This window comes from Hymenobacter cavernae (assembly GCF_014641455.1).
In the GTDB taxonomy this organism is placed as follows: domain Bacteria; phylum Bacteroidota; class Bacteroidia; order Cytophagales; family Hymenobacteraceae; genus Hymenobacter; species Hymenobacter cavernae.
Genome location: NZ_BMHT01000002.1, coordinates 394,605 through 410,441 on the forward strand (window position 1 = coordinate 394,605; position 15,837 = coordinate 410,441).

8 protein-coding genes are annotated in these 15,837 nt (G+C 56.7%); 2 read left to right on the forward strand and 6 right to left on the reverse strand.

Going from position 1 to position 15,837, the window contains the following annotated elements; all coding sequences use genetic code 11:
- Positions 1-98: 98 nt before the first annotated feature.
- The 3 genes from IEX74_RS06155 to IEX74_RS06165 form a co-directional block, all read right to left on the reverse strand.
- Positions 99-752 carry a lipoprotein signal peptidase gene (locus tag IEX74_RS06155; protein ID WP_188812158.1) on the reverse strand — a complete coding sequence of 218 codons (654 nt, stop codon included), beginning with the start codon at positions 750-752 and terminating at the stop codon, positions 99-101.
- Between the two features lie 263 nt (positions 753-1,015).
- Positions 1,016-4,519 (reverse strand): isoleucine--tRNA ligase, encoded by a 3,504-nt coding sequence (gene ileS, locus IEX74_RS06160; RefSeq protein WP_188812160.1) that lies wholly within the window; start codon positions 4,517-4,519, stop codon positions 1,016-1,018.
- A gap of 174 nt (positions 4,520-4,693) precedes the next feature.
- The gene (locus tag IEX74_RS06165; protein ID WP_188812162.1) at positions 4,694-7,126 is read right to left on the reverse strand and encodes an efflux RND transporter permease subunit; all 2,433 of its coding nucleotides are present in this window, start codon (positions 7,124-7,126) and stop codon (positions 4,694-4,696) included.
- 233 nt (positions 7,127-7,359) lie between these two features.
- On the opposite strand from IEX74_RS06165, the gene IEX74_RS06170 reads away from it, so the two are divergent.
- Positions 7,360-7,761, forward strand: a complete 402-nt coding sequence (locus IEX74_RS06170; RefSeq protein WP_188812165.1) for a hypothetical protein — start codon at positions 7,360-7,362, stop codon at positions 7,759-7,761.
- Positions 7,762-7,859: 98 nt separating this feature from the next.
- On the opposite strand, the gene IEX74_RS06175 is transcribed toward IEX74_RS06170, so the two are convergent.
- The 3 genes from IEX74_RS06175 to IEX74_RS06185 all read right to left on the reverse strand — a co-directional run bounded on the left by IEX74_RS06175 (position 7,860) and on the right by IEX74_RS06185 (position 13,864).
- Positions 7,860-11,303: a DUF7948 domain-containing protein gene (locus IEX74_RS06175; RefSeq protein WP_188812167.1), complete on the reverse strand. Its 3,444-nt coding sequence runs from the start codon at positions 11,301-11,303 to the stop codon at positions 7,860-7,862.
- Between the two features lie 243 nt (positions 11,304-11,546).
- A complete protein-coding gene (locus tag IEX74_RS06180; protein ID WP_308421111.1) occupies positions 11,547-12,116 on the reverse strand; it encodes a YdeI/OmpD-associated family protein in 570 nt (189 codons plus the stop codon).
- A 230-nt stretch (positions 12,117-12,346) separates the two neighbouring features.
- Positions 12,347-13,864: a glycine--tRNA ligase gene (locus IEX74_RS06185; protein ID WP_188812169.1), complete on the reverse strand. Its 1,518-nt coding sequence runs from the start codon at positions 13,862-13,864 to the stop codon at positions 12,347-12,349.
- 448 nt (positions 13,865-14,312) lie between these two features.
- Here IEX74_RS06185 and IEX74_RS06190 point away from each other — a divergent pair, with 448 nt between their 5' ends.
- Entirely contained in the window at positions 14,313-15,713 is a 1,401-nt protein-coding gene (locus tag IEX74_RS06190) for an inorganic phosphate transporter (protein WP_188812171.1), read from the forward strand.
- The last annotated feature ends 124 nt before the right edge of the window (positions 15,714-15,837 follow it).

The window sequence follows — 15,837 nt, forward strand, 5'->3', positions numbered from 1 at the left end:
TGGCGCATGAGCAACGCGAATAGGCAGAACCGCGCCACTTGCATGCACGCTTAGAAACTCGCGCTGCTCGTGCGCCAAGCTGGAGCGCTAAGCTCCAGCTACACCGGCTGTACTGGCTCCGAAGCAGAAGGTGCTTCGGCACTGTGGCGCGGCGCATCTACTGCTGGCACCGCTTCCTCGTGATTGAAGAAGCGATTCTGATTGAGCAGAATTAACACAACGCCGATGAAGATTGCCGAGTCGGCAACGTTGAAGATCGGCCATAGCGAAAGGTGAGAGCCGCCTACCAAGGGCCAGGAAGCGGGTAAGAAGCCTTCGTAAATATCGGCGTACAGCATATCGATTACCTGACCGTGAAACCACGGCGTAGGCGCTCCAAAGGGTGCGTTGTTGTAGATGATACCGTAGAAAATGGAGTCGATCAGGTTGCCGATAGCGCCACCCAGGATCAGGCCAATGCACACCAGAAAGCCAGCCGCAACGTGCTGCTTCCAGTAGTAGCGAATCAGGTACATGATGCCCACTACGGCTACTAAACGGAAGCTTGTGAGCAGGATTTTACCGTAGGGCGGCGGCAGTTCCACGCCGAAAGCCATGCCGGGATTCAGCGTATAATGGAGCTTGAACCAGTCGCCGAACACTGGAATTTCGCCGGGCATGCCGGGCTGCATGTAGGTGTGCACGGCCCACTTCGAGAGTTGGTCAATGGCGATGACCAACAATGCCACCAAGTAATACTTCCAGTATTTCATTCTATAAGGAAAGAGAGGATAAACGTGAGAAGGGAGACCTAGGCCTGACGTCCTGTCAGTAGTTGCCTTCTCTCCTCTCGTAGTACAAAGTGACGAAGATTTTTGGACTTCGCGGCAAGGTTATGCAGCGTTGCCTCCGCGCCATTGGTATATGCTCTGATGGGTCGTTTGTGCCCTTTTGAACCGAATAAGCAGGGCGACAAAACGCTTTGTGCGGCGGTGTACTCACCCGCCCTTGAAAAAGGCGGGTGAGTAGTTCAGCCTCAGCTCGTTGCGACTTCTAGCCGCACCGGTACGTTATAATCATCAAATTCAAGCACGACCCCGCCGTTCACATCGGCCGCGAAATCGAGGGCTAGAGCCTGCGTTTCGGTCCGGATATAGTCGCCGAACGACTGTACGGCGGCGGTCAATTCAGGCTGCTGATTACCGAGCGTCACCCGGATCTTGTCCTGCACTTCCAGGCCGCTGTCTTTACGCAGGTTCTGCAAGCGGTTCACCAGCTCGCGGGCCACACCTTCTTGGCGCAGCTCGTCGGTCAGGGTCACGTCGAGGGCTACCGTTAGCGGACCATCGGTAGCCACGAGCCAGCCGGGCAGGTCCTGGGTGCGGATTTCGACGTCGTCGGTAGTGAGCGTGTACGTCTCGCCTTCTACTTCGACGGTGAGGGAACCTAGCTTTTCCAATTGCGTGATTTCCTCCGGCGTCATCTGCTGGATGCGGGCACCCACTACCTTCAGCTTCGGACCGTACTGCTGACCTAGGCGCTTGAAGTTGGGCTTCACCGACTTCACCAGCACACCACTGGTATCGTCGAGGAACTCCACATGCTTCACGTTCACCTCGGCGCAGATCAGGTCTTCCACCTTGCCTACTTGCTCACGCGTCGACTCGTTCAGCACCGGCACCAGGATGCGTTGCAACGGCTGGCGCACCTTCAGCACCGACTTCTTCCGCAGTGAGTGCGTGAGCGACGAGATGCGCTGGGCTAGTTCCATGCGCTCTTCCAACGCCTTGTCGATGCGCGCTTCATTGGCTTCTACCAGCAGCGTCAGGTGCACCGATTCGGGTGCCAGCGGCGTGTTTTTGGCCACGGCCTCGGCACGCATTCCGTCGGTCATGTTCTTGTACAGCCACTCGGCGAAGAACGGCGCAATCGGTGCCATGAGCTGCGCCACCACCACCAGGCACTCTTGCAGCGTCTCGAAAGCCGCACGCTTATCAGCGGTTAGTTCACCTTTCCAGAAGCGACGCCGTGAGAGACGCACGTACCAGTTGGAGAGCTGATCGGTTACGAAATCCTGGATGGCGCGGGCCGCTTTCGTAGGGTCGTAACTGTCGTAGTGGCCGCGCACTTCCAGCACCAGCGACTGAAGCTTGCTCAGCACCCAACGATCCAGCTCGCTCAGCTCGGCGTGCGGCACCCGGTCGAATTCGCTGGTCTGGAACTCGTCGAGGTTGGCGTACAGGGCGTAGAACGAGTACGTGTTGAACAGCGTGCCGAAGAAGCGGCGCTGCACTTCCGTCACGCCGGCCGGGTCAAACTTGAGGTTATCCCACGGTGGCGCGTTCACAATCATGTACCAACGCGTGGCATCCGGGCCAAACTGGGCTAGGGTCGCAAACGGGTCGATGGCATTGCCGAGGCGCTTGCTCATCTTGTTGCCGTTCTTGTCGAGCACGAGGCCGTTGGCAATAACGTTCTTGTACGCCACCGAATCTTCCAGCATTACAGCCAGCGCGTGCAAGGTGAAGAACCAGCCACGCGTTTGGTCGACGCCTTCGGCGATGTAGTCGGCGGGGAAATTCTTCTGGAATTTCTCAGCGTTTTCGATGGGGTAATGCCACTGCGCGTAAGGCATAGCACCGCTATCAAACCACACATCGATGAGGTCAGTTTCGCGGTACATGGGCTGGCCTGAAGGCGATACCAGGAAGATATCATCCACATACGGCCGGTGCAGGTCGATTTTGTTTGAGCTGTTAGCTGTTGGCTGTTGGCTGTCAGCCTCTTCGTTGGGCGAAGAGCTAGCAGGTTTGCGCAGCGGATTGTGCGTCATGATTTCCGCCGCTACGGCCTTCTCGATTTCCGCTTCTAGCTCGGCGATGCTGCCGATGCAGATTTCTTCCGTACCGTCTTGCGTGCGCCAGATGGGCAGCGGCGTGCCCCAATAGCGCGAGCGGCTCAGGTTCCAGTCCACGAGGTTTTCAAGCCAGTTGCCGAAGCGGCCGGTACCGGTGCTTTCGGGCTTCCAGTTGATGGTTTTGTTCAGCTCGATGAGCCGGTCTTTCACCGCCGTCGTCTTGATAAACCACGAGTCGAGCGGGTAGTACAGCACGGGCTTATCCGTGCGCCAGCAGTGCGGGTAGGTGTGCTCGTACTTCTCGGTTTTGAAGGCGGTACCGTTGGTACGCATCCGGATGGCGATGCTTTCGTCCAGCGTCTTGTAGTCGGCGCCAGATTGATCGTGGCCGTCGTAGTTCTTCACCCAACGGCCGCCGAACTCACCCATTTGCGGCACGTAGCGGCCCGTTCGGTCCACGATAGGACCTAGCTTTCCATCCGCATCCGGCACGAGCAGCGCGGGAATATCCGCTTGCTGGGCAGCCCGGAAGTCATCGGCTCCGAACGTGGGCGAGATGTGCACGATACCGGTACCATCTTCCGTCGTCACGAAGTCGCCGGGGATAACGCGGAACGCCCGCTCTTCACCTTCAAATGCCGGGAAGCCTTGGTCTTGGCCGAACAAACGCTCGTAGTGGATGCCCACGAGGTCAGCGCCCTTGAACTCAGCTACAACTTTCGGCCTCATAGACTCAACAGTAGCTATAGCTTGCTTCAAAGGATCTTGAACTAACGGATCTTTTTCAAGCTGTTTAGCAAGTGCTCCTACGTTAGGTACAGTAACCAGCTTATCGAGCAAAACCTTGGCAACAACAACAGCAACCTTTTGATGAGTATACGGATTTTCAGCAGTAGCTAAGACATAATCTATGTTCTTACCAACTGCCAGAGCTGTGTTGGCGGGCAGGGTCCATGGTGTAGTAGTCCAAGCTAGGATATGCACCGGCAGATCGTCGCCAGCAGCAGCAAATAGCTTCTCCGAAGCCTCATCTTGGGTCACCTTGAACTGCGCCACGATAGTCGTATCCTTCACGTCCTTATACGTGCCGGGCTGGTTCAGCTCGTGCGACGACAAGCCGGTGCCAGCAGCCGGCGAATACGGCTGGATGGTGTAGCCTTTGTAGAGCAAGCCTTTGTCGTAGAGCTTCTTCAGCAGCGCCCAGCAGCTCTCGATGTACTCCGGCTCGAAGGTGATGTACGGGTCGTTGAGGTCAACCCAATAGCCCATTTTCTGGGTCAGATCGTCCCATTGCGCTTTGAAGCGCATCACGGTTTCGCGGCACCGCTGGTTGTAGTCCTCGATGCTGATCTTCTTCCCGATATCTTCCTTCGTGATACCTAGCTCCTTCTCCACCTGTAGCTCGATGGGCAGGCCGTGGGTATCCCAGCCACCTTTGCGCGGCACTTGCTTGCCGAGCAGCGTCTGGTAGCGGCAAAAGATGTCCTTCACCGTCCGGGCCATTACGTGGTGAATGCCGGGCGCGCCGTTGGCCGAGGGCGGACCTTCATAAAACACGAACGTCGGCTGCCCCTCGCGGCTGCTCACGCTCTTTTCAAAGATGCCGTTCTCTTGCCACCACTTCAGGATGTCGGTGCCAACCTGAGCGTAGTTGAGCGGCTGTTTAAACTCGGGGTATTTCATGGTGTAGGGTATTGTCGTTCTGGTGGGGTGCCTCACCCCCTAGCCCCCTCTCCAAAATGGAGAGGAGGAACTAGCTCTAGCTTTCTAGACCTAGCTTTTTACAAACTAGAAATCCAGTACTAGAACTAGTTCCCGCCTCCCTTAGGAAAGGGAGCTAGGGGGTGAGGCGAATCGCTAGGCACTAGGCGCGTCGCCAAGCCGTTTTACCGTCATCCGATCAAGATTCAGATCTTTATCATCGTCTTCTTCGTGGTAATCATCGTCGTAGTGGCGCAGCATCGATTTATCAATTTCTTCGTCTTTGCCGTGCTCAAAAGTAACCAGCAAGCTAGGCAACAGAATCAGGTTGGAGAAGTTCGTAATCAGCAAGCTAGCTGACATCAGCAGACCTAGGGCCTTGGTGCCGCCAAACTCGGAGAAGGCGAATACGGCGAAACCCAGGAACAACGTAATGCTTGTGTAGAGCATACTGGTTCCCGCCTCGCTCAGGGTGGTGCGAATGGCGGCTTTCACGCGCCGGCCGTTCACGGCTAGCTCCTGCCGGAACTTGGCCAGCAAGTGAATGGAGTTGTCGCCGTCGATACCCAAGGCAATGCTGAAAATGAGCGCCGTGCTAGGTTTCAGCGGGATGCCAAAGAAGCCCATCAGCCCGCCCGTCAAGATGAGCGTGACAAGGTTCGGCAGCAACGTGAAGAATACCGAACGGATGGACCGGAACAGGATCAGCACAACCAAACCCACCAAGCCGAAAGCCCAGAACAAGCTTTCTTTGAGCGTATTGATCAGGAACTCGTTGCCTTTGGTGAAGATAACGGTGGTACCCGTCAGCTTGACGTCCATGCCGGTACCGTTGAAGATCTGCTGGATCTGAGGCTGAATCTGGTGGGTGAGTAAGGTATCTAGGTTGCGCGAGCCGATGTCGGCAATCTTCAGCGAAATACGCGCCTTCTGGCCCGTCGAATCCACGAACGAGCGGAGCAATTTGGCATTGCCGGCGCCCGTTGCCTGGGCCTTGGCCAGGTAGCTCAGCACGAAGTTCTTCTCCGAATTGTCGGGCAGGCGGTAATACTCGGGGTTGTCATTGTAGAACGCCTGCGTGGCCGCTTTCAGAAACGTCACAATGCTGACCGGCGTGGTAAGCACCGGCTGCGTGCGCAGAAAGGCTTCGAACCGGTCGATTTTTTCCAGGTTTTTCAGCTTGAAAATGCCGCGCTTCTTGCCCGTATCCACCACGATTTCCAAGGGCATAATGCCGTTGAAGTGCTGCTCAAAGAACTTCAGGTCGCTGTTTACGGAGCTATCTTTGGGCAGGTCGTCTACCATGTACGACACCGATTTCACCTTCGAAATACCGAGCAACGACAGGCCGACCATCACGAAAGCAGCGACATACACCGTAGCCCGCTTATCGATGACAAGGTGTTCGAAGAACTCCAGCAGCTTGGTCAGCGGCTTGGCATCTAGGTGCTCCAGCTGCTTGGGCGTGGGCGGCGGCAGGTAGGTGAATACCGCCGGAATCATGATGAACGAGATGATGAAAGCCGCGAAAATATTGACCGTCGCCACCAAGCCGAACTGGTATAGAATGGCAATATTGGTGAAGCAAAACACGAAAAAGCCGATGGCCGTCGTGGTGTTGTTCATCAGCGTGACCAGCCCGATTTTGCGGATCACGCGCGTCATGGCCAGCACCTGGTTGCCGGATTTTCGGTAGTCGTAGTGGTAGCGCGAGAGCAGGTAGGTGCAGTTCGGAATACTGATAACAATCAGAATGCTAGGTATTAGGCCCGTAAGCAGGTTGATCTTGAACCCGAGCAATACCATCGAGCCGACGCACCAGATAACGACCACCACCACGACCAGCAACGGAAACAGCACCGCCGACCACGTGCGGAAGAACGTCAGCAGCGTGACACCCATTACGACGATGGTCAGCATCACGAAGAACTTCATTTCGCCGGCCACTTTCGAAGTCATCGTGGAGCGCACGTAAGGCAGGCCGGCGTAGTGCAGCCGGATACCGGTCTTCTTCGTGAAGCGGTCGGCGTGACCTAGGATTTCGTTCATCACGGCTTGCCGCCGCGAGGAGTTCAGGTACGCGGGGTCCATCGTGAGGGCCAGCAGCGTGGCGCCGGTAGTTGGGCTAATGAGCTGGCCCTTATAGAATTCCAGCCGGTTCACCACCCGCATCAGGCTATCGAGCTGCGCCTGGGTCTGGGGAAACTTCTGGAAGATGGGGTGCGCCACAAACTGCTGCTTAGCCGTGTCTTTGCCCAGCGCAATGAGCTTCGTGACCGACAGCACCCCATTCACACCTTTTACTTTGGTAAGGGTGTCGGTGAGGGCGCGTAGCTCGGTGAAGTTGCCTAAGCGGTAGATGCTGCTGTCTTGCAGACCTAGCACCAGCACGTTGCCGTCTTCGCCAAACGTTTTCTTGAAGCGCTGGAAGTAGACCATCTCCGGATCATCGGGACTTACGACCTGTGCGAAGTCGTAGGTCATTTCCACGTCCTTGGCCTTCCAGGCCATGAAAACGGTGATGAACGCCAGCAACAGCAGCAACAGCCGCCGCTGCTTGATGACGAATAAGGCAAGTTTACTCCACATAGGCCGCTAAAATGGAGCAAAGGTACGCAAAGCCCGGCAGCCAGCGGGTATACGCTGTTAACCTCCTGATTTTGTTACTTTTTCTAGAAAATTGAAATTTATTGTGGCAAATAATTGTAACCTATTACATAAGCTCCGCCGTAAAAGCCGCTTGTCCTGCTTCCTACCTTCTACTCTCCTGCTTGCACAGCGACGCGCCACTGTGGGTGCCTAGCTTCCTTATTTGTCTTCCAATGACTTTGTACCAGACCCCGGATGCGTCCCTCACGTATCATCCGGATACAGCCACGCTTCGCCTCAGCTACAATGCACTGAGCCTAGCGGTGGGCTTTGAGCAGGCTTACCAACACGCGTTGGAAACCATGCAAGAACAGCAAGTACCCAAGCTGCTGCTCGACCTAAAGCGCAACGCCCCACCCACTGATGACGCCGACTACTGGCTGCTCGCCCCCTTGATTCGGCAGCTGGCTAAACCCTTACCGCAGCCCATCTTCATTGCGGCCGTGGTGTCAGAAGGGCAGTACCAGTATCAGATTGGCAATTCACTAGCAGCTAGATCTTTGCCCCCGCCGGAAGTAGAGTTCAACTACTTCACCTCCCGGCGCGAAGCCGCAGCCTGGCTAAGCACCAACTAACGATTTTCAGCACCGCCCACCCAGCAAAAAGCCCCGGCAGTTGCCGGGGCTTTTTTGTGCTCAGCGTTAAGCCAGGTAGCTGGCTTTGCGCACCTAGGTCAGCGGTTCACTTGCAGCCAGCCCTTCCACGACTCGCCCGTTTTGGTCAGGATCTGGTAGTAGTAGATGCCGGGAGTGGTAGTCAGGTCGCCCCAACCGCTGGTGTAGTTAGCATTTTCAAAGACCAGCTTTCCCCAGCGGTTATACATTTTCAGCTGCACCGGCTGGTTGCTCACCTGCGGTGCGAAATGATCGTTCAGGCCATCTTCGTTGGGCGTGATGATGTTGGCAATGAACACCTCCCGGATGTTAATCGGCTGGGTTAGCTCCTTCTGGCACCCATTGCCGTAGAAAGCGGTCAGCTTCACGGTGTAGTCGCCGGTGGCGGCATAGCGGTGCGTCGGGGCAGCATCGGAACTGTTTTGGCCGTCGCCAAAATCCCAGAGGTAGCTGGTGGCGCCTTGCGTGTTGTTGAGGAAACTCACCTCCCGGTTGACGTATTCGACGGGCTGGCTGGAGAAAGACAACCTAGGTTGGGCATAAATCAGCACCTGCACCTTGGCTTCATTGGTACAACCCGTGAGCGAAGTAGCGCGCACCGTGTATTGGGTGTTGACTTTGGGCGAGGCAATAACGCTGGGCCCCGAGGTGGTATTCAGCCCCGTAGCCGGCGACCAGGTGATGGAGCTGGTGCTGACCGGCACAACGGAAAGCGTAACGGAAGCATCCGGGCAGATGCTGCGGTCGGCACCAGGCACGAGCTGCGGCAAGGCTTCTACGTTCACGACCACCGTAGCGCGGTTGACGCAGCCGGTGGGCAGGTTTGAAATGACGGTATACGTCGTCGTGACGTTGGGCCTGACCGTGACCGTGCGCCCCGTAGTGGCACTCAGGCTAGGGTCGGGCAGCCAGGAATACGTCACGTCCGGGCTGGTATCGGCGACGGTGAGCGTGGTGGAGCTGCCTGCGCAAATCCGCTGATCGGGCCCCAGGCTAGGTGGGCCGTACACCAGAATCGTATCGACGGCGGCGGTACTTTTCAGGCAGCCGGCGGGGTCCGTCACGGTCAGGTGTACCAGGTAGCGGCCGGGGTTAGTGTACATCGTCGAGACGATGCCAGCACTGGTCGACGTCTGGCCGTTGCCAAAGTCCCAACTGGTCTGCCCCAACGTATTCGGCTGAAAATACATCTGCAACGGCGCGCAGCCCACGCGGGTGCGGGGTCCGGCCGGGGTAGTCGACGCCACAAAGCTGGCACTCAGCTGCACCACGTCGAGCTTGAAAGCCACGGCACTGCGCACGGCGCCCTTGTTGTAGTAAGGCGCCCAGGCATTCGGCGTAACGGGCACCTGCGGCTCGCCGGTGCCGGCGCACACCGTTTGATAGATGACCCCGCGCTTGTCGAAGCGCGACACCCCGCCGTCGACGTGAAGCGTGCCATTGCCGAAATACGTGCCGTAGAGCAGCTTTCCGGCTCCGGCCGAGAGCTGCATCAGGTAGAAGTCGCCGTTGACGTTGGCCGCCTCCTTGTTGGTGGGTTGCTGCTGAATGGCATTCGGCGTGATGGGCATGTTCGCGATGTTGGCCCCGTAGCCCGACAGCATAATCTGTCCGCAATCATCGACCAGAAACGCCGTGGGCGAGATATTCGTGAGCCTACCAGCCAGCGAACCATTACCAATAACCGTGGAAAAACGCGAAGCCGTCAGTTGGGGGCTGAGCTTGTGAATAAACTGCTGGCTGCCCGGATTCACGTACACGCCCGGCGTAACCGGGTAAGCTCCAGAAGTTTGGCCAAATACATACACCTCGCTCTTGCGGTCGAGCTGCACGAAGTAGGCCTGATCGTAGCCGGAGGTACCTAGGTAGGTAGCCTGCGTGAGCGTGCGGCCGTTTGCCGCAATGCGCGCCACAAAGCCATCAACCGAATCCTGGTAGCTGGCGTGGTAGCTGCCCGCCACGCCCGGAAAATCGGGGCTGGTGGTGCCGCCGCTCACGAACACGTTGTTCAGGCTATCCAGCTGAATCGAATAGGCCGCATCTTCCTGTGCGCCACCTAGGTAGGTGCTCCACGCGATGCCGCTCAGGTTGCCCGGTAGCTTCGCCACGATGCCGTCGTGGGTGCCTTGTAAGGCCGTCTGGAACCCGCCGACGATGGGAAAATTGCCGGATGAGGTGGAAGAAGCTAGGTAAATATTGTCCTGGCTATCGACGGCAATATCACCTCGATAGTTGTCACCTAGGTTTTTCGACAAAGCGCCCCCCGACGACTCATCCAGCAGCTGTCCATCGATGGCGCTGCCCCCGAGGTAGGTAGAGGCAAGCAGCGCAGTGCCCTTTGGGTTTAGCTTGCAAAGCACAATGTCCGCCTGCCCGTTAATCGTGCGGTTGAAAGCGCCGGCCGTAGTCGGGAAGTCGTCCGACGTGGTGGAGCCGTAGATGATCAGGTTGCCGGCATGATCTACCAGCAAGCTATGCGGCTGCTCCACGCTCGTGCCACCTAGGTAGGTGGCATACACCCGACTGGCTTCACCCGACGAGCGTGGATCAAATTTCATGATAGTAATGTCTTGCGTACCCGCAAACGTCATGCTATAAGCACCCAATGTGGCTGGATACCCCACGTTGAAGGTCATGCTGCCGCAGTACAGGTTGCCCTGGTCATCGTAGGTGGCCGAGAAGCCCCAGTTCATAGCCGTGGAGCCGGAGTAGCTGGAATACACCAGCACCGGGTCGATAACGAGCGGCACCGCCCGGTCGTAGCCCTGCGGCAGCTGAAACGAGACGATACCATGAGGGTCCAGCACGTAGTTGCAGGCTACCGGCACCGAGCGGCCACCTAGCTTTTGGTACGCCACCGGCCGCTGCTCCACCACCTTCCCCACGGAGGTAGTGATGTGCAGGGCGCCATCTACTACGCGCAGCTGCTGCTGGCCCTCGTAGTGCAGGCGGATATTTCTGGGGTCGGCGCCGACACCTAGCTCGAAATCGTATTCCAACTGGTCGTCGTGGGTGTAAAAGCGCAGGTTGGTGCCTTTGTACAGCTCCTGGTAGCGCACCTCGTTGTAAGCGGGCACGTGGCTGGCCCAGCGCTTTGGGTCGTTGCCCAGGAAATAGTTGGTTTCATTGCCGGTTGCGGCCTCGCCCTGCACCGGAGCACCTAGGTTAGCGCCCTCAAACGTGACGGAATACGCATGCGCTTTGATGCGTTGCGCCGCGTGCCCGCCAGCATCCGTGTGGTGCTGCGCCAGCGCTTTTACATCATAGAGTGCCTGGGTGATGCGTCCTTTCTCCAGAAACAAGCGTCCGCCCGGCACATCGGCGGCAAACAGCACCGGGCTAGGCCACTGGTTATGGTTGGCCACAAACTGCAAGGGCTGGTTAGGCGGCGCACTTGCCACTTTCGCGGCGGGCTGGGCCAGCACCGGCTCTAGTAAAAAGAAACTTGCAAGTAAGAATCCAACCAACCGGCCAGAGCGACCGACGAGCGTAGAAAGACGCATAGACAATGACAAGCTAAATGAATAACCTAGGGCATACTGCCGCTGAGTAAAGCTAAGGATTCCTAAGCGTCTGACTTATACTATATCCAGATTAAATATTATATTGTTTCTAGCTAAAAGCCAGGTAGAGCACTCCCTGGAAGCCGCCGGTAATGATTACGCAGGAGTTCGTTGGAGGAAACAGTACAGCCAGTGGAAGTACCTCAGAGGCTTCTCCTTGATAGTCGTTTTTCGCCCACGGAACTATTTGGACTTCAGCTGCTGGTCGGCTAGTGCTATGAGTTCAGCAATTCGGTTTTGCCGAGTCGCGGGCCGTTTGGCTAGCACCAGCCGTTGCAGGATGTTTCGTTTGTCGGTGCGGCTTAAGCCTAAAAAGTAGCTCTTGGCATTTGGTCGTCGTTGCAGCGCCTGCTCCAGGTCCGCGGGAAGGATCAGTGCCTCTACGTCGTCTAAAATCGTCCACGAGCCGTTTTGCTTGGCAGTTTCGATGCTGTCGAGGCCGGCTTGCGTCATCATGCCTTCGGCAATTAGCCGTTGAATCTTCTCTTTGTTGACTCTGGACCAGCCACTTTTCGGTTTTCGGCGACTGAAAAACTGCCGGTATTTTTCGTCGTCTATTGGTTTGGCTTGGCTATCAATCCAGCCAAAACACAGGGCTTCGTCAACGGCTTCGCTCCAGGTCAGAGTGGGCGTGGCCGATTTCTTTTTGTGATACACCAACCAGACGGACTGCTTTTTATCGTGGTGCTCTTGCAGCCACGCGCGCCAGTGTTGGCGGTTGGTAGGACAAAACGTTTCCAATTCTTCTGCCATGATCGTGGGCTAGGTTGGCTTACTAGTAGTCTGTAAAAGACCTAGGTTGCTTACGCCAACAAAACTCGCCACCCGCACTGACAACCCTATGTCAGCTGCTTAGCTGAGCACACGAAATAAGGCTCAAAACTGCCTGCTGAACTGCTAAATCACTCCTACAACAAAGCCCCGCTTTCTATTGCCAATCAATAGAAAGCGGGGCTTACGTGATGAAGCTAACCTAGCCTAGGTTACAGCTGCTCGAAAATGCGGCGGAAGCTCACGGCCTCACCGATATAAGAGCGTAGCTCCGAAATCGGCATGCGGGTCTGCTCGCGGGAGTCGCGGTGGCGCACGGTCACGGTGTCGTCTTCCAGCGTCTGATGGTCGACGGCGATGCAGAAGGGCGTGCCAATCAGGTCCTGGCGCGTGTAGCGCTTGCCGATGGCGTCGCGGTCTTCGTAGATCAGGCGGAAATCGTGGCGCAGCTCGTCGAAAATCTGCTCGGCTTTCTCGGGCAAACCGTCTTTGCGCACCAGCGGGAAAATGGCGGCTTTTATCGGTGCCAGAGCCGGATGCAGCTTCAGGAAGGTGCGCGTCTTGGTCTGCTCCTTCTCGCCTTCGCCTTCCGTAATGGTTTCCTCCGTGAAGGCCTGGCACAGCGTAGCCAGGAACAGGCGGTCAGCGCCGACGGAGGTTTCCACCACATAAGGCACGTAGTTGCCGTAGGGTTTGCCGGTTTCGGGGTCCAGGTCGTTGTCGAAGTACTGCTGCTTTTTCTTTGACAGCGCCTGGTGCTGCGAAAGGTCGAAGTCGGTGCGGGAGTGAATGCCTTCGATTTCCTTGAAGCCAAACGGGAATTCAAACTCGATGTCCACGGCGGCGTTGGCGTAGTGGGCCAGCTTATCGTGGTCGTGGAAGCGGAGCTTTTCAGCGGGCAGACCGACGGCCTGGTGCCAGCGGTGCCGCGTTTCTTTCCACTTGTTGTACCACTCCATCTCGCTGCCAGGGCGGATGAAGAATTGCATTTCCATCTGCTCGAATTCGCGCATCCGGAAAATGAACTGCCGGGCCACAATCTCGTTGCGGAAGGCCTTGCCAATCTGGGCGATACCAAACGGAATCTTCATCCGCGCCGACTTCTGCACGTTCAGGAAGTTCACGAAAATGCCTTGGGCGGTTTCGGGGCGCAGGTAAATCTGGGCGGCGTCGCCTTCCACTGCGCTGCCCTGCGTCGAGTACATCAGGTTGAACTGGCGCACGTCGGTCCAGTTGGCGGTGCCCGATACGGGGCAGGTAATCTTATAGTCGATAATGAGCTGGCGCACACCACCTAGGTCTTCAGCCGTCAGCAGGCGGCCCATGTCGGCCAGCAGGATGTCGGCGCCGGCCTGGTCGCCTTGCTTGGCCAACTCGGCTGCTTTGTCTTCGATGAGCACGTCGGCGCGGTAGCGCTTCTTCGAGTCCAGGTTGTCGATGAGCGGGTCGTTGAAGCCATCAACGTGACCGGAAGCTTTCCAGGTCAGCGGGTGCATGAAGATGGCCGCATCAATGCCCACCACGTTCTGGTTGAGCTGGGTCATGGCCCGCCACCACAGCTGCTTCAGGTTGTTCTTCAGCTCTACGCCGTTGGGGCCATAGTCGTACACGGCCGCCAGACCATCGTAGATTTCGGACGACGGAAATACGAAGCCGTATTCCTTGGCGTGGGCCACAATGTCCTTGAGTTGGGTATTTTCGAGGGAAGGTTTTTGCGTCGGATTGCTCATAGCTGCAAAAGTAGACCGCTGATTTTTATGATTCTAGTCCTAAGCTAGTATGGGGTCATTTTAACCCGGCACAATAGTCAGCTTTTTGAGTCTTCGTTACGTTACTATACGCACCAGACCTAGGTTAGCCCCACAGCCGGTCATTTCGACCAACGGGAGAAATCTCGCGTGCAATGCTAACTTCAATCATGAGGATTCCCATCACAACCTTTGCACGCGAGATGTTTCAACAAGCGGACGCCAGATGAAGCATGACGTTCTAACGGAGCACGCGAGATTTCTCCCGTTGGTCGAAATGACGTTCAATTCACTGCCTCCGGCAATTGAACCTAGGTCTGTTCAGCGTCATAAAAATCAGTGGTTCGTAACAATTTCATAATCTTGCCGCCTTTGCGGGCCAACCTACCTTTGACTGCCCAAAATTTGATTTTACTTTAACTCACCCCTTATGCTTGGCTTAGAGCCTCATGTGCTGCTGATGCTGCTTGCCTGTTTGCTGGCAGCCTGCGCCTTCGAATTTGTCAACGGTTTCCACGACACGGCCAACGCCGTGGCGACGGTTATCTACACCAACACCCTGCGGCCGTGGGTGGCGGTTATCTGGTCGGCCTTCTGGAATTTTATCGGCGTGTTTGCCGGCGGTATTGGGGTTGCGATGGGCATCGTGTACCTGCTGCCCGTCGAGAGCCTCGTCGACCAGAACGTGTACCACGGCATTGCGATGGTGGGCGCGCTTATCGTGGCGGCCATCATCTGGAACGTTGGCACTTGGTACTACGGCCTGCCGTCGTCCAGTTCCCATGCCCTCATTGGTTCTATCCTAGGGGTGGGCATTGCGTTTTCCTTTTTGCCCGACTCGCGCGGCGCCGCCGTCAACTGGACCAAAGCGGGCGAAACTGGCCTGGCGCTGCTGATCAGCCCCATTTTCGGCTTTTCGCTCACCATCGTGATGATGTTTTTGCTGAAGCGCTTTATCCGCAGCAAAGCCATCTTCAAGGAGCCGCACAAGCGTAAGCCCCCGCCCCTCTGGATTCGCCTGATCCTGATCGTGACCTGTACGCTGGTGAGCTTTTTCCACGGCTCCAACGACGGCCAGAAAGGTGTAGGCCTGGTGATGCTGATTCTGATCGGTATCGTGCCCACGTTCTATGCCCTCAACAAAGACCTGAACCCGCTGGACATGCGCGACTCGCTGACGAAGGTGGAGCAGGTACTGCGTAAAGTAAATCCGGCGGAGTTGAGCGCCACCGATCAGCAGTTACTAGCTGATTCTAAAAAGCAGACGGACGACCTAGACCGCATCTTCGCCGGCAAAACCAGCATCGATCAGCTCCCGCAAAACACGCGCTTCGAGATTCGTCGCGACATTCTGCTGCTCAACAACCGGGCTTCCAAGCTGGTAGCCAGCAAGCAGCTCCCCATCAGCACCGCCGACCGTGAGCAGTACGACTCAGCCATCAAGGAGATGCGCACCTTCACCGACTACGCCCCGAAATGGGTGCTGATCATCGTGTCGGTTTCGCTGGGCCTAGGTACCATGATCGGCTGGCAGCGCATCGTGAAAACCATTGGCGAGCGAATCGGCAAAGAGCACCTGACCTACGCGCAAGGCGCTTCCTCGGAGCTGGTAGCCGCCAGCATGATTGGCATGAGCACGGCCTTCGGCTTGCCCACCAGCACCACCCACGTACTGTCGTCCGCCATTGCCGGCTCGATGGTGGCTAACCGCGGCATCAAGAACCTGAACCCACAGATGGTGCGCAACATTGCGCTGGCCTGGGTACTCACCCTGCCCGTCACGATGTTCCTGGCCGGCGGCATCTTTCTGCTGTTCCGCGCTATTCTTTAAGCTGGACAACAATCTTGGAATTACAACAAAAAAGCCGCTCCTGAAGAGCGGCTTTTTTGCCTTTAGTACTTTTGAAGTGCAAAACCAAATAGGATTACAAATTATCTTTATTCAGGAAAGACTT

Coding starts and splice junctions, on each gene's coding strand:
- IEX74_RS06185 (WP_188812169.1), bottom strand. CDS start 13,864: ATGAGCAATCCGACGCAAAAACCTTCCCTCGAAAATACCCAACTCAAG.
- IEX74_RS06180 (WP_308421111.1), bottom strand. CDS start 12,116: ATGGCAGAAGAATTGGAAACGTTTTGTCCTACCAACCGCCAACACTGG.
- IEX74_RS06165 (WP_188812162.1), bottom strand. CDS start 7,126: ATGTGGAGTAAACTTGCCTTATTCGTCATCAAGCAGCGGCGGCTGTTG.
- ileS (WP_188812160.1), bottom strand. CDS start 4,519: ATGAAATACCCCGAGTTTAAACAGCCGCTCAACTACGCTCAGGTTGGC.
- IEX74_RS06175 (WP_188812167.1), bottom strand. CDS start 11,303: ATGCGTCTTTCTACGCTCGTCGGTCGCTCTGGCCGGTTGGTTGGATTC.
- IEX74_RS06190 (WP_188812171.1), top strand. CDS start 14,313: ATGCTTGGCTTAGAGCCTCATGTGCTGCTGATGCTGCTTGCCTGTTTG.
- IEX74_RS06170 (WP_188812165.1), top strand. CDS start 7,360: ATGACTTTGTACCAGACCCCGGATGCGTCCCTCACGTATCATCCGGAT.
- IEX74_RS06155 (WP_188812158.1), bottom strand. CDS start 752: ATGAAATACTGGAAGTATTACTTGGTGGCATTGTTGGTCATCGCCATT.